Origin of the sequence: Sphingobium jiangsuense (assembly GCF_014196495.1) — a bacterium.
Classification (GTDB): Bacteria; Pseudomonadota; Alphaproteobacteria; order Sphingomonadales; family Sphingomonadaceae; genus Sphingobium; species Sphingobium jiangsuense.
Window position 1 is genome coordinate 18623 of record NZ_JACIDT010000012.1, and the last position, 21196, is coordinate 39818.

Annotated in this window: 20 protein-coding genes; 14 read left to right on the top strand and 6 right to left on the bottom strand. The window is 66.2% G+C overall.

Annotation, left to right across the window (positions count from 1 at the left end; all coding sequences use genetic code 11):
• Nucleotides 1–155 precede the first annotated feature (155 nt).
• Genes pgi through GGR43_RS15745 form a run of 3 tightly spaced genes read left to right on the top strand, consistent with a single transcriptional unit; the run spans nt 156 to nt 3319 of the window.
• Nucleotides 156–1661 (top strand): glucose-6-phosphate isomerase, encoded by a 1506-nt coding sequence (gene pgi / locus GGR43_RS15735; RefSeq protein ID WP_188072947.1) that lies wholly within the window; start codon nt 156–158, stop codon nt 1659–1661.
• Between the two features lie 18 nt (nt 1662–1679).
• Nucleotides 1680–3026, top strand: a complete 1347-nt coding sequence (gene gorA, locus GGR43_RS15740) for a glutathione-disulfide reductase (RefSeq protein ID WP_188072948.1) — start codon at nt 1680–1682, stop codon at nt 3024–3026.
• Nucleotides 3023–3319 carry a helix-hairpin-helix domain-containing protein gene (locus GGR43_RS15745; RefSeq protein ID WP_188072949.1) on the top strand — a complete coding sequence of 99 codons (297 nt, stop codon included), beginning with the start codon at nt 3023–3025 and terminating at the stop codon, nt 3317–3319. The genes gorA and GGR43_RS15745 overlap by 4 nt, the downstream gene beginning before the upstream one ends.
• On the opposite strand, the gene GGR43_RS15750 is transcribed toward GGR43_RS15745, so the two are convergent.
• On the bottom strand, nt 3316–4098 hold the full coding sequence (locus GGR43_RS15750; RefSeq protein WP_188072950.1) for a helix-turn-helix transcriptional regulator: 783 nt from the start codon (nt 4096–4098) through the stop codon (nt 3316–3318). The genes GGR43_RS15745 and GGR43_RS15750 overlap by 4 nt on opposite strands.
• 80 nt (nt 4099–4178) lie before the next feature.
• Between GGR43_RS15750 and GGR43_RS15755 the strand changes: the two genes are divergently transcribed.
• Nucleotides 4179–4937, top strand: coding sequence for a class I SAM-dependent methyltransferase (locus tag GGR43_RS15755; protein ID WP_188072951.1), 759 nt, complete (start codon nt 4179–4181; stop codon nt 4935–4937).
• Between the two features lie 3 nt (nt 4938–4940).
• Here GGR43_RS15755 and GGR43_RS15760 read toward each other — a convergent pair whose 3' ends face one another.
• On the bottom strand, nt 4941–6356 hold the full coding sequence (locus tag GGR43_RS15760) for a helix-turn-helix domain-containing protein (protein ID WP_188072952.1): 1416 nt from the start codon (nt 6354–6356) through the stop codon (nt 4941–4943).
• Between the two features lie 125 nt (nt 6357–6481).
• Here GGR43_RS15760 and GGR43_RS15765 point away from each other — a divergent pair, with 125 nt between their 5' ends.
• From GGR43_RS15765 to alr, 9 genes are all read left to right on the top strand, one after another.
• Nucleotides 6482–8020, top strand: coding sequence for an acyl-CoA carboxylase subunit beta (locus GGR43_RS15765; RefSeq protein ID WP_188072953.1), 1539 nt, complete (start codon nt 6482–6484; stop codon nt 8018–8020).
• Nucleotides 8021–8030: 10 nt separating this feature from the next.
• Nucleotides 8031–8288: a hypothetical protein gene (locus tag GGR43_RS15770; protein WP_188072954.1), complete on the top strand. Its 258-nt coding sequence runs from the start codon at nt 8031–8033 to the stop codon at nt 8286–8288.
• On the top strand, nt 8285–8728 hold the full coding sequence (gene mce, locus GGR43_RS15775) for a methylmalonyl-CoA epimerase (protein ID WP_188072955.1): 444 nt from the start codon (nt 8285–8287) through the stop codon (nt 8726–8728). Before GGR43_RS15770 ends, mce begins: the two co-directional genes overlap by 4 nt.
• Entirely contained in the window at nt 8725–9522 is a 798-nt protein-coding gene (locus GGR43_RS15780) for an enoyl-CoA hydratase-related protein (RefSeq protein ID WP_188072956.1), read from the top strand. Before mce ends, GGR43_RS15780 begins: the two co-directional genes overlap by 4 nt.
• 2 nt (nt 9523–9524) lie before the next feature.
• Nucleotides 9525–11654, top strand: coding sequence for a methylmalonyl-CoA mutase (gene scpA / locus GGR43_RS15785; RefSeq protein ID WP_188073033.1), 2130 nt, complete (start codon nt 9525–9527; stop codon nt 11652–11654).
• The gene (gene bioB, locus GGR43_RS15790; RefSeq protein WP_188072957.1) at nt 11651–12652 is read left to right on the top strand and encodes a biotin synthase BioB; all 1002 of its coding nucleotides are present in this window, start codon (nt 11651–11653) and stop codon (nt 12650–12652) included. Before scpA ends, bioB begins: the two co-directional genes overlap by 4 nt.
• Nucleotides 12653–12813: 161 nt before the next feature.
• Nucleotides 12814–14799 carry an acetyl-CoA carboxylase biotin carboxylase subunit gene (locus GGR43_RS15795; protein ID WP_188072958.1) on the top strand — a complete coding sequence of 662 codons (1986 nt, stop codon included), beginning with the start codon at nt 12814–12816 and terminating at the stop codon, nt 14797–14799.
• 102 nt (nt 14800–14901) lie between these two features.
• Nucleotides 14902–15273 (top strand): tRNA-binding protein, encoded by a 372-nt coding sequence (locus tag GGR43_RS15800; protein ID WP_188072959.1) that lies wholly within the window; start codon nt 14902–14904, stop codon nt 15271–15273.
• Nucleotides 15274–15496: 223 nt separating this feature from the next.
• Nucleotides 15497–16546 carry an alanine racemase gene (gene alr / locus GGR43_RS15805; protein ID WP_188073034.1) on the top strand — a complete coding sequence of 350 codons (1050 nt, stop codon included), beginning with the start codon at nt 15497–15499 and terminating at the stop codon, nt 16544–16546.
• A gap of 24 nt (nt 16547–16570) precedes the next feature.
• On the opposite strand, the gene GGR43_RS15810 is transcribed toward alr, so the two are convergent.
• From GGR43_RS15810 to GGR43_RS15820, 3 genes are all read right to left on the bottom strand, one after another.
• Complete coding sequence (locus tag GGR43_RS15810; RefSeq protein ID WP_188072960.1) at nt 16571–16900, bottom strand: SMR family transporter; 330 nt, start codon at nt 16898–16900, stop codon at nt 16571–16573.
• Nucleotides 16901–17164: 264 nt separating this feature from the next.
• Complete coding sequence (locus GGR43_RS15815) at nt 17165–18337, bottom strand: acetyl-CoA C-acetyltransferase (RefSeq protein ID WP_188072961.1); 1173 nt, start codon at nt 18335–18337, stop codon at nt 17165–17167.
• 53 nt (nt 18338–18390) lie between these two features.
• On the bottom strand, nt 18391–19359 hold the full coding sequence (locus tag GGR43_RS15820) for an alpha/beta fold hydrolase (RefSeq protein ID WP_246343825.1): 969 nt from the start codon (nt 19357–19359) through the stop codon (nt 18391–18393).
• A 127-nt stretch (nt 19360–19486) separates the two neighbouring features.
• Between GGR43_RS15820 and phaR the strand changes: the two genes are divergently transcribed.
• The gene (phaR, locus tag GGR43_RS15825; protein WP_188072963.1) at nt 19487–20044 is read left to right on the top strand and encodes a polyhydroxyalkanoate synthesis repressor PhaR; all 558 of its coding nucleotides are present in this window, start codon (nt 19487–19489) and stop codon (nt 20042–20044) included.
• 342 nt (nt 20045–20386) lie between these two features.
• Here phaR and GGR43_RS15830 read toward each other — a convergent pair whose 3' ends face one another.
• Nucleotides 20387–21139: a class I SAM-dependent methyltransferase gene (locus GGR43_RS15830; RefSeq protein WP_188072964.1), complete on the bottom strand. Its 753-nt coding sequence runs from the start codon at nt 21137–21139 to the stop codon at nt 20387–20389.
• Nucleotides 21140–21196 lie beyond the last annotated feature (57 nt).

Here is a 21196-nt window from a genome sequence, read left to right on the forward strand (position 1 = left end):
ATGGACCCCTGAAATTGACCGCACTTCTCCCGCGCTTTGCGTCGGCGCGGTGTTCACGTCAAGCAAATGCGTGTATTTCCGGCACGATTCGGATGGATCGGCGGCCGCTCGGCTCCATGCCGGTCCCCAACCGGAGCCCAACTGGAGCCTATGCCATGACCGATATTTCGTGGAATGCCGTGCGCGCGGTCGCCGAACCGGACCTTCGGACCATCTTCGAAAGCGACCCGGACAGGCTCGACCGGCTGGCCTTCAAGGTCGGCTCGCTGCGGTTCGACTGGTCCAAGACGCATATGACCCCGGCGCTGATGGCTGCTTTCGCCGACCTCGCGCAGGCGTCGGATTTCACGGCGCGGCGCGATGCGCTGTTTTCCGGCGCCAGCGTCAATGTGACGGAGGACCGTGCCGCCGAGCACAGCGCGGAGCGGGGCGAGGGCGCGCCGGACAGCGTGGCGCGGGCCAAGGCGCTGCATAACCGCATGCGCGCGCTGATCGACGCGATCGAGGCGGGCGCGCTGGGGCCGATTCGGCATATCGTGCATGTCGGCATCGGCGGGTCGGCGCTCGGCCCGGACCTGCTGATCGATGCGCTGGGCCGCGATGCGGGCCGCTATGACGTCGCCATTGTCTCCAACGTCGATGGCTGCGCGCTGGAAGAGGCGATCCGCGATTTCGACCCGCAGGCGACGCTGCTCGCCATTGCGTCCAAGACCTTCACCACCACCGAAACGATGCTGAACGCCCGCAGCGCGATCAACTGGATGGTCGAGGGCGGGGTGGACGATCCCTATGGCCGCGTCGTCGCGCTGACCGCCGCGCCCGACAAGGCGGTGGAATGGGGCGTCGATGAAACGCGCATCCTGCCCTTCAGCGAGACGGTGGGCGGGCGCTATTCGCTCTGGTCGTCCATCGGATTCCCGGCCGCGCTGGGGCTGGGCTGGGACGCGTTCGAAAGCCTGCTGGAGGGCGCGGCCGAGATGGACCGCCATTTCCGCCTCGCGCCCGTCGAGAAGAATGCGCCGCTGATCGCCGCCTTCGTCGACCGATATTATGCCGGGGTGAAGGGCTGTCAGACCCGCGCGCTCTTCGCCTATGACGAGCGGCTGCGCCTGCTGCCCTCCTATCTCCAGCAACTGGAGATGGAGAGCAACGGCAAGTCGGTGAAGCTGGACGGATCGCCCGTCGACGGACCGACCGCGCCGATCACCTGGGGCGGCGTCGGCACCGATGCGCAGCATGCGGTGTTCCAGCTGCTGCATCAGGGCACGCATCTCGTCCCGGTGGAGTTCGTCGCCTCGATCGAGCCGGGCGACCTGCTCGACCCGGCGCATCATCGCGCACTGCTCACCAATTGCTTCGCGCAGGGGGCCGCGCTGATGCGCGGGCGCGAGAACCCGGCCGATCCCGCGCGCGCCTATCCCGGTGGGCGGCCTTCCACGACGATCCTGATGGACGATGTGGGCCCGCATGCGCTCGGCGCGCTGATCGCCTTTTACGAGCATCGCACCTTCGCCAACGCGGTGCTGATGGGGATCAACCCGTTCGACCAGTTCGGCGTCGAACTGGGCAAGGAAATCGCCCGGTCGATAGAAAAGGATGGCCCTTCCGGCTTCGATCCTTCAACAAGCGCGCTGATCGATCTGGCCATGAATGACGAATAAGACGGGGGACGAGGACGCATGAGTGAGTTTGATTTCGACCTGTTCGTGATCGGCGCGGGATCGGGTGGCGTGCGCGCGTCCCGCATCGCGGCCTCCCATGGCGCGCGCGTCGCGGTGGCGGAGGAATATCGCGTCGGCGGCACCTGCGTCATTCGCGGTTGCGTGCCCAAGAAGATGCTGGTCTACGGCGCCCATTTCGCGGAGGATCTGCACGCCGCCGCCCGCTTCGGCTGGACGCTGGAGGGCGTGCGCTTCGACTGGAAGACGCTGCGCGACAATGTGCTGGCCGATGTGGATCGGCTGAACGGCCTCTACCAGCAGACGCTCGACGGCAACAAGGTGACAACCTTCCACGAGCGCGCGCGGATCAGCGGCCCGCATGAGGTGACGCTGGCCAGCGGGCGCAAGGTGAGCGCGGGCACGATCCTGATCGCGACCGGCTCCTGGCCCATGGTGCCTGAGGTCGAGGGCGCGGAGCATGGCATCACCTCCAACGAGGTGTTCCACCTCGAAAGCCTGCCCAAAAGGGTGGCGATCGCGGGCGGTGGCTATATCGCCAACGAGTTTGCGGGCATCTTCAACGCGCTGGGCTGCGACGTCACCATCGTCAACCGCTCCGACCGGATATTGCGCGGCTATGACGACCAGATCGTCGACCGGCTTAAGCAGCTGAGCGAGGCCAAGGGCATCACTTTCCGCCTCGATGCGCCGTTCGAGCGGATCGAGAAGGCCGCCGACGGCACCATAACCATCCATGTGAAGAACGGCGAGCCGATCGAGTGCGACCTGCTGGTCTTCGCCGTCGGCCGCAAGCCGATGAGCTTCGACCTGGGGCTGGAGGAGGTCGGCGTCGCGCTGAGCGACAAGGGCGCGGTGATCGTGGACGAGCATAGCCGTACCAACATCCCCTCCATCCATGCGGTGGGCGACGTGACCGACCGGGTGCAGCTGACCCCGGTGGCGATCCGCGAGGGCCATGCCTTTGCCGACACGGTGTTCGGCGGCACGCCGCGCACGGTCGATTATGGCTGCATCCCGTCCGCCGTGTTCAGCAATCCGCCGCTCGCGGGCGTGGGGCTGACCGAGGAGGAGGCGCGCAGGAGGCTGGGCGAGGTGAAGGTCTACACCTCCGATTTCCGGCCGATGAAGAATGCGCTGACCGGCAACCCGGAGCGCAGCCTCTACAAGATGATCTGCGATGGCGCGACCGGCCGGGTGGTCGGCGTGCACATGATCAGCCCGGAGGCGCCGGAAATCCTTCAGGTGGTGGCGGTCGCGGTGAAGGCGGGCCTGACCAAGCAGCAGTTCGACGACACGGTCGCGCTCCACCCCAGCATGGCCGAGGAACTGGTGCTGCTGAAATGACCGCTGCCCCGGCTTTCGATGGGGCGGCCTTCGACGCCGAGGCGCGGGCGCTGCTGCTCGGCGTCAAGGGGGTGGGGCCGACGGTGATCGCCCGGTTCGAGCAACTGGGCATCGCCACGCTGGCCGACCTCGCCGCGCAGGAGGAAGAGGATATCCGCGCCCGCATCGCGCTGCTGCTCGGCGGGAGCTGCTGGCGCAACAGCCCGCAGGCGAAGGCGTCGGTCGCCGCCGCCATTGCCGCCGCCAGAGCGTTTTCAAGTCATGACGGCTCGGAAAACGCGGACAAGGCCTAGGCGGGCGGCAGGGGCTGCAACGCCACCAGCTTGAAATCCGACCGGTCGGACGCCTGCACCGTATGCTGCTCGAAGCGCAGCGCGCCGTCCTGCGGATGCAGGAAGAGGCGCAGCCCGCCCTCGCGATCAAGCACGTCCTGCCTCTCCCACGCCTGCCGGAAAGCCTCGCTGTGCGCGGTCAGCCAGTCGATCACCGATCGCGCGCGCGGGTCGGTGAGGTGGCGGCCATAATCGGCGCGGAACTCCGCCAGAAGGCGGCAGGCGCGGCTTTCCCAGTCGGGAAGGAGCCGCCTGGCCTCCGGCGCGGTGAATACGTAGCGCAGCAGGTTGGGCCGCCCGCCCTCTTCATCGAACAGGCCGACGAACAGCCGCCGGGCGGCGGCATTGGCGGCGCATACGGTCCAGCCGGGGTCCAGCCCATAGGCGGGCCAGCCGAGCGCGGCGACCAGCGCGGCGATGGAGGCGGGCGCTTCCCCGCCGTCCGGCGCCGTGGGATTGTCCGGGTCGTGGCGCTCGGCCAGTTCGAACAGATAGGCACGCTCGGCCGGGGTGAGACACAGCGCGCGGGCGAGGCGGGAGAGGGTGTCGGCCGAAGCGCGCACGTCGCGGCCCTGCTCGATCCACGCGCACCATGTGACGCCGATCCCGGCGCGCGCGGCCAGTTCCTCGCGCCGCAATCCCGGCGTGCGGCGCCTGCGGCCCGGCTCGTCCGGGCGCAGCCCCTCGCGCCGGGCGCGGACGAAGGCGCCCAATAAGCGTCGTTGTTCTTCCGTTGGCATGATAAGTCTTATAACAGGATAAACTTGTCCATTGTAACAGGGTAAAATCCGGGTGACAGGGGACGGGAAAGGAAAAGATCATGACCCAATCCCATGATTCCATTGTCCGCGGCCAGTTCGGGCCGAGGGCCGCCGCCTATGTGGAAAGCGCGGTGCACGCGGGCGGCGCCGACCTTGAGCATATTGCCGCGCGAACGCGGGAACTGGCGCCGCGCCATGCGCTCGATCTGGGGGCGGGCGGCGGGCATGTGAGCTATCATATGGCGCCCCATGCCGGGCAGGTGACGGCCTGCGACCTGTCGGAGGAGATGGTCGGCGCGGTGCTGGCGCAGGCGGCGGCGAAGGGGCTGGGCAATGTCGCGGGGCAGGTGGCGCGGGCCGAGGCGCTGCCGTTCGCGGACGGCCATTTCGATTTCCTCGCCTGCCGCTTTTCCGCCCATCACTGGCAGGATTTCGAAGCGGGCCTGCGCGAGGCGCGGCGGGTGCTGGCGCCCGGCGGCCATGCGATCTTCATCGACGTGGTCGCGCCGGAGGAGGCGCGGGCGGACATGCATTTGCAGGCGGTGGAACTGCTGCGCGATACCTCCCATGTGCGCGACTACCGGCAAAGCGAATGGATCGCCGCGCTGGGCCGGGCGGGCTTCGTCAGCGAGCAATCCCGGTGCTGGCGGCTGCGGATGGACTTCCCCGTCTGGACGGCGCGGATGCGCACGCCGGACGATCATGTCGCGGCGATCCGCTCGCTCCAGCGGCAGGCCCCGGCCGAGGTCGCCCGGCATTTCGGGATGGAGGAGGACGGGTCCTTCCATATCGACGTGGCGATGATCGAGGCGCGCTGACCGTCACTCGATCGAGTAAGGCACCACGTCGCGATTGTCGGGGTCGACGCGGATCGGGCGGTCGGTCGGCGGGAAGGCGCGCTGGTCGCATTCGCGGCGCGGGCACAGGCGGCAGGTGACGCCGATGGGCGTGGCCGCCGCCTCGTCGCGCAGTTGCAGCCCGTCGGCATAGATGAAGTTCGCCGCATGCTCGATCTCGCAGCCCAGTGCGACCGCATAGCGGCGCGGCGCGCGGGTGAAGCTGCCCGAGGGCTTCACCAGCCCCTTGGCCATCGACACATAGCGTACCCCGTCCGGCGTTTCGCCCAGTTGTGTCAGGATGCGGTCGGGGATCGCCACCGCCTCATGCACCACCCAGAGCGGGCAGGCGCCGCCGAAGCGCGCGAATTGCAGGCGGGTGGCGCTGTGGCGCTTGGTGATGTTGCCCGCCATGTCCACGCGGCAGAAGAAGAAGGGGATGCCGCGCGCGCCGGGGCGTTGCAGCGTCGAGAGGCGATGGCAGGCCTGCTCGAACGACACGCCGAAGCGGCGCGCCAGCCGGTCGATGTCGTGCCGCACCGCGCGCGCGGCGGCGCGGAAGCGGGCATAGGGCATCATCAGCGCGCCCGCGGCGTAATTGGCGAGGCCGACCGCCAGCAACTTGTCCGCCCCCGCCGGGGAAAGCCCCGCCTGCGCGACGATGGCGTCGATCAGCGGGCGGGCGTGCAGGCCCATCAGCTGATGCGCGAGCAGGAAGGTGCGGCTTTCGGGCGGCACCGCGGCGTCGATATGGAGGATGTTGCGATCCCGGTCGTAGCGGCGCAGATGATGGGCCGGGTTTTCCTCGACCACCACCTGCGTGCCGTGCCGGTCGCGCAGCGCGGCGACGAGGTCGGCCTCCTCCAGCCGGTCGCGCGGGCAGATGCCGGCGCGCAGCGCCTCCGCCTCGCAATCCAGCTCGTGGATATAGTTGCCGGTGTCGTGGAACCAGTCGCGCACCATCTCCCACGGCATGCGCGCATGGGCGGCCATGTCGTTGGCGATCGCTTCCTCGACCATGTTGAGCCGCTCATGCGTCTGGCGGAAGGCGCGGTGCAGGTCGACATAGCGCGCGGCGAATTCGGGATAATGGAGGTGCAGCTTCTCGATCCGCTCCGGCTCCAGCGCCGGCCCCGCGACATCGGGCTGGGCCAGCGCATGGACGAAGGCGCCGAGCAGCTGCTCGTCCTCGCGCGTGTCGAACGCGGCCCAGTCGACCGGATAGGCCTGCGCCAGCGCGGCCTTGACCTTGGCGGTCAGCGGGCGGTCGTCATTTTCCAGTTGCGAAAGATAGGAAACGGAAATGCCGAGGATTTTCGCCATCCCCGCCTGATCCATCCGCTGGTCGAGCCGCAACTGGCGCAGCCTGCCGCCGACGAAAAGCCTGTTTCCCCTTGCCATCGCCTCCCTCTAATTTGCAAAATCGCGATTTGCAATTCCGCAAATTCACATTTGCTCTTTCCTACAGGGGCTGAAAAGGGGGATGGAAGAGGTCCGGGCGAAGAGGCGCCGCGGAGGGAGAGACTATGACCAAAATGGCGATCATCGAGCGGCTGGAACAAAAGCGCGAGGCGGCGCGGCTCGGCGGCGGGCAGAAGCGCATCGACGCCCAGCATGCCAAGGGGCGGCTGACGGCGCGGGAACGGCTCGATGTGTTGCTGGACGCGGGCAGCTTCGAGGAACTCGACATGTATGTCGAGCATAACTGCACCGATTTCGGCATGGAGCAGAGCCATATTCCGGGCGACGGCGTCGTCACCGGATCGGGCACGATCAACGGCCGCCTCGTCTTCGTGTTCAGCCAGGATTTCACCGTGTTCGGCGGCTCGCTTTCCGAGCGCCACGCGCAGAAGATCTGCAAGATCATGGACATGGCGATGAAGGTCGGCGCGCCGGTGATCGGCCTCAACGACAGCGGCGGCGCGCGTATTCAGGAAGGCGTCGCCTCGCTGGGCGGCTATGCCGAGGTGTTCCAGCGCAACGTGCTGGCGTCCGGCGTGGTGCCGCAGATCAGCCTCATCATGGGGCCGTGCGCGGGCGGCGCGGTCTATTCCCCGGCGATGACCGACTTCATCATGATGGTGAAGGATTCGAGCTATATGTTCGTGACCGGCCCGGACGTGGTCAAGACGGTGACGAACGAGGTGGTGACGCAGGAGGAGCTGGGCGGCGCGGTGACGCATACGACCAAATCCGGCGTGGCCGACGTGGCGTTCGAGAATGATATCGAGGCGCTGCTGGCCGCACGCGATCTGGTCGACCTGCTGCCCGCGAGCAATCGCGAAGGCGTGCCGGAACGGCCCTCGGCCGACCCGTGGGACCGGGTCGAGGACAGCCTCGACACGCTGATCCCGGCCAATGCGAACCAGCCCTACGACATGCACGAGCTGATCCGCAAGACGGTGGACGAGGGCGATTTCTTCGAGTTGCAGCCTGCCCATGCCGGGAACATCATCACCGGTTTCGGACGGATCGAGGGGCGCACCGTGGGCATCGTCGCCAACCAGCCGATGGTGCTGGCGGGCTGCCTCGACATCAACGCTTCCAAGAAAGCCGGGCGCTTCGTCCGCTTCTGCGATGCGTTCGAGATTCCGATCGTCACTTTCGTCGACGTGCCGGGCTTCCTGCCGGGCGTCGGGCAGGAGCATAGCGGCATCATCAAGCATGGCGCGAAGCTGCTGTTCGCCTATGCCGAGGCGACCGTGCCGAAGATCACCGTCATCACGCGCAAGGCCTATGGCGGCGCCTATGACGTCATGGCCTCCAAGCATCTGCGCGGCGATTTGAACTATGCGTGGCCGACCGCGGAGATCGCGGTGATGGGCGCGAAGGGCGCGGTGGAGATCATCTTCCGTTCCGACATCGGCGACCCGGACAAGATCGCCGAGCGCACCAAGGAATATGAGGATCGCTTCGCCAATCCGTTCGTGGCCGCGTCGAAGGGCTTCATCGACGAGGTGATCGCGCCCCATTCGACCCGCCGCCGGATCGCGCTCGGCCTGCGCAAGCTGCGCAACAAGGCGCTCGAAAATCCGTGGAAGAAGCACGATAATATTCCGTTGTAAGGAGGTTTCCTTGGCCAAGACTGCTCAAATAAAAAATCTGACTGTTGATCTCCCATTGAAGAACAATGGTGTTGAGATTCAGATTGATGGAGACGGAAAGCAGTTTGGAGATATATATATTTCTAAAACCGGCATCGTTTGGTGTGAGGGAAAGGTGCATCGGACGAATGGTGTAAAATTTTCGTTTGATGAATTGAATTTACTTGCGCAATATAAAGATGAAGTAATCAAAGCGGCAAAGAAGGCAAAGAAAGACGCCGAGATATGAAACTCGGCCGCCTGAACCATGTCGGGGTCGCCACCCCGTCGATCGACGCATCCGTCGCCTATTATCGCGATGTGATGGGCGCGACGCATATCCATGAGCCGTTCGACCTGCCCGCGCAGGGGGTGAAGGTGTGCTTCGTCGATACGCCGGGCGAGAACGGCACCAACGGCACGCAGATCGAACTGATCGAGCCGCTGGGCGAGGACAGCCCGATCCACGGCTTCCTGGCGAAGAACCCGTTCGGCGGGCAGCATCACATGTGTTATGAGGTGCCCGATATCCATGCGGCGCGGGAAGAGTTTCTCGCCATGGGCAAGCGGGTGCTGGGCGAGCCGCGCATCGGTGCGCACGGGACGCTGATCTTTTTCGTCCACCCCAAGGACATGAACGGCATCCTCACCGAAATCATGGAAACGCCGAAGGAAGGCGCCGGACATTGAGCGACGATCAGAATCCTTGGCAGACCATCAGGCTCGACATCGCGGACAAGGTCGCGACGCTAACGCTCAATCGGCCCGACCGGCTGAACGCGCTGACGCCCGCGCTGTTCGGGGAAGCCACCGCCGCCATCGACGCGGCGCTGGCCGCGGGCGTGCGGGCGCTGGTGCTGACCGGCGAGGGGCGGGCCTTCTGCTCCGGCGCCGATCTCGTGCTTGAGGGCGAGGATGCGCTGCCCGATGATCTGGGCGTGCTGCTCGATCAGCATTACAATCCGTTCGTGCGGAAGATCGCTGGCCTCGACATTCCGGTGGTGACGGCGATCAACGGCCCGGCCGTGGGCGCGGGGCTGGGGCTGGCGCTGCTGGGCGACATCACCGTCGCGGCGCGCTCTGCCTATCTGCTGCTGGCGTTCGTCAATATCGGGCTGGTGCCCGATGCCGGGGCGACCTGGCTGGTCGCGCAGGCGGTCGGCCGGGCCCGCGCGCTCGAAATGGCGCTGCTCGGCGAGAAGATGGGCGCGGAAGAGGCGCGCGCCGCGGGCCTCGTCACCCGCGTGGTGGAGGATGGCGAGACGCTCGCGCAGACGCAGGCGATCGCCGCGCGCCTTGCCAACGGGCCGACGATCGCCATCGGCATGATCCGCAAGCAGGTTGCCGCCGCGCTGACGCAGCGGCTGGACGAAACCCTCGCGACCGAGCGTGCGAACCAGAGCCGCGCCGGTCTTACCGCAGATTTCAAGGAAGCGGTGGCGGCCTTTGCCGAAAAGCGCCAGCCGCTGTTCAAGGGTGCATGACGATGGCCGATCTCGAAGATTGGAAGCAGCTGGCGGACAAGGAAGTCAAGGGCAAGTCCCTCGACTGGCACACGCCCGAAGGCATTATCGTAAAGCCGCTCTATACGGCCGAGGATGTGACGGTCGATCCGGGCCTGCCGGGCTTCGCGCCGTTCACCCGTGGCGTCAAGGCCAGCATGTATGCGGGCCGGCCGTGGACGATCCGCCAATATGCGGGTTTTTCGACCGCCGAGGAATCCAACGCCTTCTATCGCCGCAACCTTGCGGCGGGGCAGAAGGGCCTGTCGGTCGCCTTCGACCTTGCGACGCACCGGGGCTATGACAGCGACCATCCGCGCGTCGTCGGCGATGTCGGCAAGGCGGGCGTGGCGATCGACAGCGTCGAGGACATGAAGATCCTCTTCGACCAGATTCCGCTCGACGAAATGTCCGTCTCCATGACGATGAACGGCGCGGTCATTCCCTGCCTCGCCTTCTACATCATCGCGGCGGAAGAGCAGGGCGTTTCGCAGGACAAGCTTTCCGGGACCATCCAGAACGACATCCTCAAGGAGTTCATGGTCCGCAACACCTATATCTATCCGCCCGAACCCTCGATGCGGATCATCTCGGACATCTTCGCCTATACGGCGGACCATATGCCGAAGTTCAACAGCATCTCCATCTCCGGCTATCATATGCAGGAGGCCGGTGCGACGCAGGTGCAGGAACTGGCCTTCACCATCGCCGACGGCATGGAATATGTGAAATATGGCGTCGCGTCGGGCCTCGATATCGACAAGTTCGCGGGGCGGCTGAGCTTTTTCTTCGCCATCGGCATGAACTTCTTCATGGAGATCGCTAAGCTGCGCGCGGCCCGCGCGCTCTGGTATCGGGCGATGACGCAGCTGGGCGCGAAGTCCGAGCGCTCCAAGATGCTGCGCACCCATTGCCAGACGTCCGGCGTGTCGCTGACCGAGCAGGACCCGTATAACAACGTCATCCGCACGACGATCGAGGCGATGGCGGCGATGCTGGGCGGCACCCAGTCGCTGCACACCAATGCGCTGGACGAGGCGATCGCGCTGCCGACCGATTTCTCGGCCCGTATCGCCCGCAACACGCAGATCGTCATCCAGGAAGAGACGGGCATGTGCAATGTCGTCGATCCGCTGGGCGGCAGCTATTATATCGAGGCGCTGACGCAGGAACTGGTCGACAAGGCGTGGGAGATCATCGAGCGCGTCGAGGCCGAGGGCGGCATGGCCAAGGCCGTGGGCGCGGGCTGGCCCAAGGCGATGATCGAGGAGGCCGCCGCCGCGCGTCAGGCCCGCGTCGATCGCGGCGAGGACGTGATCGTCGGCGTCAACAAATATCGTCTGGCGAACGAGGACCTGCTCGAAACGCTGGAGGTAGACAACACCAAGGTGCGCGAGGCGCAGATCGCGCGCATCAACCAGGTCAAGGCCAACAGGAACGAGGAAGCCTGCCAGGCGGCGCTCAAGGCGCTGACCGAAGGGGCGAAGGGCAAGGGCAATCTGCTCGCGCTGGCGGTGGACGCCGCGCGGCAGCGGGCGACGCTGGGCGAAATCTCCGCCGCCATGGAGGTCGTGTTCGATCGCTATGGCACGGTGCCGACACCGGTCAAGGGTGTCTACGCTGCCCCCTATGAGGGGGACAGCCGTTGGCAACAGGTGCTCGACGGAGTGCAGGCCGTCGAGCACCGCCTCGGCCGCAAGCCGCGCCTGCTGGTCGCCAAGATGGGGCAGGACGGGCATGATCGCGGCGCCAATGTCGTCGCTTCGGCGTTCAGCGACATGGGCTTCGAGGTGGTGTCCGGCCCGTTGTTCCAGACGCCGGAGGAAACGCTCGCCCTGGCGCTGGAGAAGAAGGTCGACGTGGTTGGCGCGTCCAGCCTCGCGGCCGGGCACAAGACGCTGATCCCGGAGCTGATCCGCCTGCTGAAGGCGGAAGGGCGGGCCGATATCAAGGTGATCGCGGGCGGGGTCATCCCCCCGCAGGACTATGAATATCTGCGTGACGCAGGCGTTCAGGGCATTTATGGGCCGGGGACGAATGTGGTCGAATGCGCGGCCGATGTGCTGCGTCTGCTCGGCCACAACATGCCCCCACTGGAAGAGGCCGCAGAATGACCTTCGAACCCCGCACCGACTGGACCCGCGACGAGATAACGGCACTGTTCGACCTGCCGTTCATGGACCTGCTGTACGAGGCCCAGACGGTGCACCGCGCCAATCACCCGCGCAACGAGGTGCAGCTGTCGACCTTGCTGTCGATCAAGACCGGCGGCTGTCCGGAGGATTGCGGCTATTGCAGCCAGTCGGCGAGCGCGGACAGCGGCGTCAAGGCGACCAAGCTGATGGACGTGCGCGCGGTGTTGCAGGCGGCGGCGCAGGCGAAGGACGGCGGCTCCGGGCGCTTCTGCATGGGGGCGGCGTGGCGCAACCCCAAGGATCGCGACATGCCCGCCCTCATCGAGATGGTGAAGGGCGTGCGGGCGATGGGCATGGAAACCTGCATGACGCTGGGCATGCTGTCGGCCGATCAGGCGAAGCAGCTCGCGGCGGCGGGGCTCGATTACTACAACCACAATATCGACACCGCGCCGGAAAATTACGCGAACATCATCTCGACCCGTACCTTCGAGGACCGGGTGGAGACACTGGAAAATGTGCGCGATGCGGGGATAAACGTGTGCTGCGGCGGTATCGTCGGGCTGGGCGAGAAGCGGGAGGACCGCATCGGCTTCATCCACGCGCTGGCCAGCATGCCGCACCCGGAAAGCGTGCCGATCAACGCGCTGGTGCCGGTCAGGGGCACGGTGCTGGGCGACATGCTCGCCGACACGCCGCTCGCCAGGATCGACGAGATCGAGTTCGTGCGCACCGTGGCGGTGGCGCGCATCACCATGCCGCATTCGATGGTACGCCTGTCGGCGGGCCGCGAGAGCATGAGCGAGAGCTGTCAGGCGCTGTGCTTCATGGCGGGCGCGAACAGCATCTTCACCGGCGACCGCCTGCTGACCGCGCCCAATGCGGGCGACGACAGCGACGCGGCGCTGCTGGGCAAGCTCGGCATCGCGGCGATGCAGGCCGCGCCGCACGGGCATCTGGAGGAAGCGGCCGAATGAATGGAAACCGCATCATCGCCGCCGCTGGATAAATATCAACCTCTCCGTTCGCCCCGAGCGTGTCGACGGGCTGCACTTCTCTTCGAGAAGAAGGACGGGGCTTCTACAGGCTCAGCCCGAACGGGGTGAGGAATTTGAATAGGACTGGGGCAGGAAGTAGAATGGCAATCACCAAAATCCTGATCGCGAACCGTGGCGAGATTGCGTGCCGCGTGATCCGTACCGCGCGGAAAATGGGCATCGCGACCGTCGCTGTCTATTCGGATGCCGACGCGCGCAGCCCCCATGTGCTGATGGCGGACGAGGCGGTGCATCTCGGCCCGCCGCCCGCCGCGCAATCCTATCTGCTCGCGGACAAGATCATCGAGGCATGCAAGGCAACCGGCGCCGATGCGGTGCACCCCGGCTACGGCTTCCTGTCGGAGCGCGAGAGCTTCCGCAAGGCGCTGGACGAGGCGGGCATCATCTTCATCGGCCCCCCCGCCAACGCGATCGCCGCGATGGGCGACAAGATCGAATCCAAGAAACTCGCCAAGGAAGCGGGGGTCAATGTCGTCCCCGGCTATGTCGGCGTGATCGAGGATACCGAGCATGCGGTGCGCATCTCCAACGAGATCGGCTATCCGGTGATGATGAAGGCGTCGGCCGGCGGCGGCGGCAAGGGCATGCGCCTCGCCTATAGCGAGCAGGACGTGCGCGAGGGCTTCGAGGCGACCAAGCGCGAGGGGCTGGCGAGCTTCGGCGACGACCGCGTGTTCATCGAGAAGTTCATCGAAAGCCCGCGCCATATCGAAATCCAGATATTGGGCGACCAGCACGGCAACATCGTCTACCTCAACGAGCGCGAATGCTCGATCCAGCGCCGTCACCAGAAGGTGGTGGAGGAAGCGCCGTCGCCCTTCGTCTCGCCGGAAATGCGCCGCAAGATGGGCGAGCAGTGCGTCGCGCTGGCCCGCGCGGTGGGCTATTTCAGCGCGGGCACAGTCGAACTGATCGTGTCGGGCACGGACACCACCGGCGACGGCTTCTACTTCCTTGAGATGAATACCCGGCTTCAGGTGGAGCATCCGGTGACGGAAGAGATCACCGGCCTCGATCTGGTCGAGCAGATGATCCGCGTCGCCAATGGCGAGAAGCTGTCCTTCGGCCAGGCGGATGTGAAGATCAACGGCTGGTCGATCGAGAACCGCGTCTATGCGGAAGACCCCTATCGCGGCTTCCTGCCCTCGACGGGCCGTCTGGTGCGCTACAACCCGCCGGAGGAAGGCGAGGGCGTGCGCGTCGATGATGGCGTGATCGAAGGCGGCGAGGTGTCGATGTTCTACGACCCGATGATCGCCAAGCTCGTCACCTGGGGCGAGACGCGCGAGCAGGCGATCGACCGGCAGATCGAGGCGCTGGACCGCTTCGAGATCGAGGGGCCGGGGCATAATATCGATTTCCTGTCCGCGATCATGCAGCATGAGCGCTTCCGCGCGGGCAACCTCTCCACCGGCTTCATCGCCGAGGAATATCCCGAAGGCTTTGGCGGTGCCCCCGCCTCGCCGGAACTGCTGCGCAGCCTTGCCGCCGTCGCCGCCTTCGCGGGCACGGCAATGGCCGACCGGGCGCGCCGCATCGACGGCCAACTGGGCGACCGGCTGAAGCCCCCGGCGGACTGGGTGGTGCGGATCGCCGATGTCGATCATGCGGTGTCGATCCGCCTCGACGAGGTGATCGTCGACGGGCAGCCGCTCGACCTCAGCCTCGAATATACGCCGGGCGACCGGATCATCGATGCGGCGGTGGATGGTGAGCCGCTGTCGGTGCGCATCGCGCCGGTGCCGACCGGCTTCCGCCTGACCTGCCGGGGCGCAAGCCATTTCGCCCGCGTGCTGCCCGCCAGCATCGCGCCCTATGCCGCGCACATGATCGAGAAGATCCCGCCGGATCTCTCCCGCTTCCTGATCTGCCCGATGCCGGGCCTGCTGGTCGCGCTCAATGTGCAGGAAGGCGACAAGGTCGAGATCGGCCAGCCGCTCGCGGTCATCGAGGCGATGAAGATGGAGAATATCCTGCGCGCGCAGAAGGCGGGCGTGGTGAAGAAGGTGAGCGCCGCCGCCGGGGACAGCCTGCCGGTCGACAGCATCATATTGGAACTGGAATAACGGCTTCCCTCTGTTTCCGGTCCATCGGACGGGCGTGTCTGGAAAGGCGCGCCCGTTTGGGTGTAAGGTGCGCGACAAGGATCTGCTTTCGAAGAGGATTTCATGCACCTGCATCATGCGCCGGACTCTCCGATCGCGGCGGAGATTGGCTTTGACGATTTCCTGAAGGTCGATATCCGCGTCGGCACCATCGTCTCGGCCGAGCCCTTCCCGGAGGCGCGCAAGCCCGCGATCAAGCTGGTCATCGATTTCGGCCCGGTCATCGGCCGCCGCAAGAGCAGCGCGCAGATCGCCACCCATTATATGCCGGACCGGCTCGTCGGGCGGCAGGTGGCGGCGGTGGTCAATTTTCCGCCGCGCCAGATCGGCAAGTTCCTCTCCGAAGTGCTGACGCTCGGCTTCGGGGACGAGGAGGGCGAGGTGGTGCTTTTCTCCCCCGACATGCGCGTTCCCGATGGTGCGCGTCTGTTCTGACGCCCGTTCTGACGACTGCGACGAACCGCCTTTTTTCGGCATCGTAAATAGTATTCAAACTATTTTGCGGGATAGGACGCAGGGCCGGAGCGGGCTATTGCCGCCCTGACCGGTAATGTCTATGCGCTGTTAACCATGCATGCGCAACTGTCCGCCGGTAAGGGAAAAGGCCGCCCGAATGCACCAAGTCGTTGACCCGGACCTGATGGGAATTCCGCCGCTGATGAACCTGAACTATCAATCGCCCCTGCGGCTGAGGCTGGATCGCGCGGCGCTGCTGTCCAATTATCGCTGGCTCGGCGAGCGGTGCGGGCAGGCGGCCTGCGGCGCGGCGATCAAGGCCAATGGCTACGGCCTGGGCGCGCGCGAGGTGATGGCGCATCTGGCCGGCGCGGGGTGCCGCGATTTCTTCGTCGCCACCTGGGCGGAGGCGCTGGACGTGCAGGACGGGCTGGGCGAGGCTGTCGGCCTCAGCGTGCTGCACGGCGTGCGGCCGGAGGATATGCGGATCGCGCTCGCCTCGCCCGCGCGGCCGGTGCTGAACAGCGCGGAGCAGATCGCGCGCTGGAAGGAAGCGGGCGGCGGCCCCTGCGACGTGATGATCGACACCGGCATGAACCGGCTGGGCCTGTCGCTGAGCGACCTCGATTTCTCGCTGCTGGACGGGCTGGAGATCGACACGCTGATGAGCCACCTCGTCGCGGCGGAGGAAGAGCATTATCTCAACGATGTGCAGCTGATGCTGTTCGGCGACATCGCCAGGCGGGTGACGGCGAAGCGCTACAGCCTCGCCAACAGCGCGGGCATCTGCCGCGGGGAGAAGTTCCTGTTCGACCTCGCGCGGCCGGGACTGGCGCTTTATGGCGGCATCGCCCATCCCGAATGCGAGGGGAATATCCGCCCGGTGGCGACGCCGCAGGCCGAGATCCTCCAGCGGCGCACCGTGCGCGGCGGGGAGTCGGTGGGCTATGGCGCGACCTTCGTGGCCGACCGGACGATGGAGACGGCGACGATCAACCTCGGCTATGCGGATGGCTATGCGCGCATCCTGTCGGGGGCCGGGACGGCGCTGAAGGACGAGGCGCGCCTGCCGGTGATCGGCCGGGTGTCGATGGACCTCGTGACCATCGACGTGACCGAGCGGCCCGATCTGAAGGAAGGCGACTGGGTCGATATCGATTACGACCTGTCCTTCACCGCGCTGTTGACCGGCCTGTCGCAATATGAGCTGCTGACCGGGCTGGGCCAGCGCTTCGACCGCTACTGGGTGTGAGGAAGCGGGCGGCGCCGCGCGTCGTCAATGCGCCGATATCTTCGAGAAGAGCTGCATCACCGCCACCCCGGCGATGATCAGCGCTATGCCGATGATCGCGGGCAGGTCGAGCCGTTGCCCGTGCAGCAGCCATGCGATGAGCGCGATCAGCACGATGCCGACGCCGGACCAGATCGCATAGGCGACGCCGGTGGGAATGTCCCGCAGCGTGAGCGAGAGGCAATAGAAGGCGATGCAATAGCCCGTCACCGTCACCAGCGAAGGGGCAAGGCGCGTGAAGCCGTCCGACGCCTTCATCGAGGAGGTGGCGATGACCTCGGCGGTGATGGCGAGGATGAGGTAGAGATAGGGCATGGGGATGGCATAGCGGGTGCGGGCGGGGCTGTCAGCTATTCGTCGCCCCGGCGTGGGCTGGCGCGAAGGCCATGGTGCGCGCGGTCTCCTGAGATGCCAGCCTGCGCTGGCATGACGGGGAGAGGGATGGCGGTGTTGGGTGGTTAGCAACCATTCCTCCCCGTACCGGGGAGGATCAGCCGAACCCCATCATCGATCCACAACGAAAAGGCCCGCCTTCCTCACCGGAAAGCGGGCCTTGTCCCTTACCTCATGCCGCCGCTATCAGCGCTCGATGCACATGGCGATGCCCATGCCGCCGCCGATGCAGAGCGTGGCGAGGCCCTTTTTCGCGTCGCGCTTGCCCATTTCGTAGAGCAGGGTGGTGAGGATGCGCGCGCCCGATGCGCCGATCGGGTGGCCGATGGCGATCGCGCCGCCGTTGACGTTCACCTTGTCCATGTCGAAGGCGAGTTCGTTCGCCACCGCCAGCGCCTGCGCGGCGAAGGCCTCGTTCGCCTCGATCAGGTCGAGGTCGCCGATCGACCAGCCGGCCTTTTCCAGCGCCGCGCGGGTCGCGGGGACCGGGCCGATGCCCATGATCGACGGATCGACGCCGCGCGTCGCCCAGGAGGCCATGCGGCCCAGCACGGTCGCGCCGCGCTTCGCCGCCTCGTCCGCGCTCATCAGCACCAGCGCCGCCGCGCCGTCGTTGATGCCGCTGGCATTGCCGGCGGTGACGCTGCCGTCCTTCTTGAACGCGGGCTTGAGGGCCGTCATCGCGTCGAGCGTCGCACCGGCGCGGATATATTCGTCCTGATCGACGATGGTCTTGCCCTTGCGCGTCCTGATCGTGACCGGCGCGATCTCGTCCTGGAAGCGCCCGGCGGCGCGCGCGGCCTCCGCCTTGTTCTGGCTGGCGACGGCGAAGGCGTCCTGCGCGTCGCGGGTGATCTGGTATTTCTCGGCCAGATTTTCGGCGGTGATGCCCATGTGATAGGCGTTGAACGCGTCGGTCAGGCCGTCATGCACCATGGTGTCGACCAGGCTGGCATTGCCCATCTTGATGCCGCCGCGCAGATTCTGCGCATGGGGCGAGAGCGACATATTCTCCTGCCCGCCCGCGATGACGATCGTGGAATCGCCATTGGCGATCGCCTGCGCGGCCAGCGCGACCGAGCGCAAGCCCGATCCGCAGACCTGATTGATGGTGAGCGCGGTGCGGTCCGCCGGGATGCCCGCCTTGATCGCGGCCTGGCGCGCGGGGTTCTGGCCCTGCGCGGCGGTCAGCACCTGGCCCAGGATCACCTCGTCCACCTCTTCGGCGGAAAGGCCGCTCTGCGCCAGCGCGGCCTCGATGGCGATCCGGCCCAGCTCATGCGCGGGCGTGGCCGCGTAGGAACCGAGGAAGCTGCCGACGGCGGTGCGCTTTGCGGCGGTGATGACGATGTCGCTCATGCTATGCTCCTGAACAGGACGGGGTTTCGAAAAAGATTTTGTGCGCTGTAGCATTATTGACCGGGATCGGACAACCAATCCGACAGAAATTGCCATATTTGTTCCGGTGCTTTGCGGCTGACAACCATGCCTACATGGCCCAGCGGGCTGTCCCGCCGGGTGCTTAGCGGCGGTGCAGCATCGGCGGGCACGATCCGGTCGGTGGTGGAGCGGATGGCGAGCGTGGGGCAGCGCAGGCTTTCGGGCCTCACCTCCCGCCCGGCGACGGTCCATCGGCCCTCGCCGGTCGCATTGCCGCCATAAAGCTGCTCGAACAGGTCGCGGCCCGCCGCATAGCTGAGCGGCGCGCCCTCATTGGCCCAGTCCTCGACCGCGAGAAAGGCGCGCTCCGCCTCGCTTCCCGGCTCCATATCCGCGAAGGCCGCAAATTTGCGGACGGTGCGGACGGGATCGAGCGACCAGAAGCCGTTTTGCAGCACCTCCATCGGCACATAGCCCAGCCGCTCGCACAGCGGCTGCGACTGCCGCCAGAGGTCGGCGATGCGCTGGCGTTCCCCGGCCGGGTAGCGATCGAAATGCCATGGCGCGGCGATGGTGGCGACCGAGACCGGATCGACCATCGCCGCCGCGCCCAGCACCAGCGTGCCGCCGAGGCAATAGCCGACGAGGCTGGCCGGGCGGCCGATCGAGCGGATCAGCGGTACGAGGCGATGCTCGACATGCCCGGCAAGGTCGAGCGCGGCGTCCTCCGGCGCGGGCTCGCCCCAGTCGACCAGCCACGGGTCGAACCCGGCCCCGGCCAGATGCCGCGCCAGCGACATGCCGTCGGACAGGTCGAGGATCATGTGCGAGTTGACCAGCGAGGGCACCAGCACCACCGCCTGCCGCTCCGCGCCGCCTTCCTCCCCCAGATGCAGCAACCGGCCGCTGCCTTGCGTCGCATGGACACTGTGCGGCCGCACAAGGGAAGGCCGCTCCACCTGCTGATAGCGCCGCAACCCGCGCAGCGCCGACTGTCTCAAAACGGGATCATTCTCGGTTTCCCGCCACAAATGGGCAAGAAATAGCGGCAAAGGGCGCGGCCCGTGTTGCAGCGCAGGAAGATTTGATGTTATCCCTGTCATGGGACAGTCAGGAGCGGGTGTGGACATGGCTCATAAGAAAAATGCGAACGACTCATCGCCGATCATTATCAAGAAATATGCTAACCGGCGTCTCTATAACACGGAAACGTCCAGCTACATCACGCTGGAATTGCTGTCGCAGATGACGCGCGAGGGGCGGGAGTTCGTCGTCGTCGATGCCAAGACGGACGAGGACATCACCCATAATGTGCTGACCCAGATCATCATGGAGGAAGAGCAGCGCGGCGGGCAGACCATGTTGCCCGTTACGTTCCTGCGCCAGCTCATCTCCATGTACGGGGATTCGATGCAGTCGATGGTGCCGCAATATCTGGAAGCGTCGATGGAGGCGTTCCGCAAGAACCAGCAGCAGTTCCAGGAAGCGATGCAGGGCGCGTTCACCAGCGGCCCGTTCGCCGAGCTGGCCAAGCGCAACATGCAGATGCTGGAGGCCGCGACCAGCGCCTTCACTCCCGGCGGCGCGGCGCAGGGCAGCGCGAAGGACAATGAGAAGGACGACGAGATCGCCCAGTTGAAGGCGCAACTCGCCGCGCTCAACGCGAAGATCGACAAGCTGGGGTGAAGTTTCCGGCATTGCGACAATGAGGAAGGCCGCCGGGTGGGCGGCCTTTTTCTTTTTTTTGGGGGGGGGGGGGGATGGACGGGCCTCTCTCCACCGTCACCCCAGCGCAGGCTGGGGTCTCAGGCCATGTCGCGCAACGCCTCCTGAGATGCCAGCCTGCGCTGGCATGACGGGAAAGAGGGTGAGGGATATATCAACATTCGTTCGCCCTGAGCTTGTCGAAGGGCTGTTCTTCACTTCTTGCCCAAAGAGAAAGGGCAGGGCTTCGACAAGCTCAGCCCGAACGGTTTCTGATGTCTGATTATAGGGCGCATTTCGCCGCCCATCCATCCGCACGTCACTTCACTCCATAACCCCCAGCCGCATCGCGATCGGCCAGCGGATCGTGCGTTGGCGGGCCGGGTCGCCCCAGAGGCGCAGCATGTCGCGGGAGAAAGCCTCCAGCATTTCCTCCTGCCCGGCCTCGCGGGCGCGGCGCACCGCCGACCAGGTCGAGATATAGCCGAGGAAATCGGGTGCGGACCAGGATCGCGCGATCTCCATGTCCGGCGCGGGCAGTTCGCGGAAAGGGAAGGGGATGTCGGCATAGCCGCTGTCGACCAGATGGCGCTCCGGCGGCCAATAAGGGCCGATCTCGTCCGCGTAGAAGCGCTGGAAGCGGTCGTTCAGCTCCGGCTCCAGCCGCGCCACGCCATAGCTGATGAGCGCGATCGCCGCGCCGGGCACGCCCACGCGCCGTGCCTCCGCGTAGAAGCAGGGCAGGTCGAACCAGTGGGCGGCCTGCGCGGCGGTGATGAGGCCGGCGCTGCCGTCCGCGCAGCCGAGCCGCTCGGCGGGCGCGACCTCGTAGCGGATGCGATCATGGGGCAAGGCGTTGGCGATCTGGTCGGTGCTGGGATCGAGGCCGATGACCGCGTCGAAATGGCGCGCGAGCAGGGCGGTGAACTGCCCGTTGCCGCAGCCGACGTCGATCGCCAGCCGCCTGTCTGGCGCGACCCCGGCGAGGAAGCGCGCCAGCTCTTCGGGATAATCGGGGCGATAGCGGGCATAATCCCGCCCGCCCAGATCGAACCAGTTCGGGGACGGATTGCTCATATCGGTGCCTTTGCCGTTGGTGCGGGCCGGGGATACTCGACTCGGACACCGCTCTTG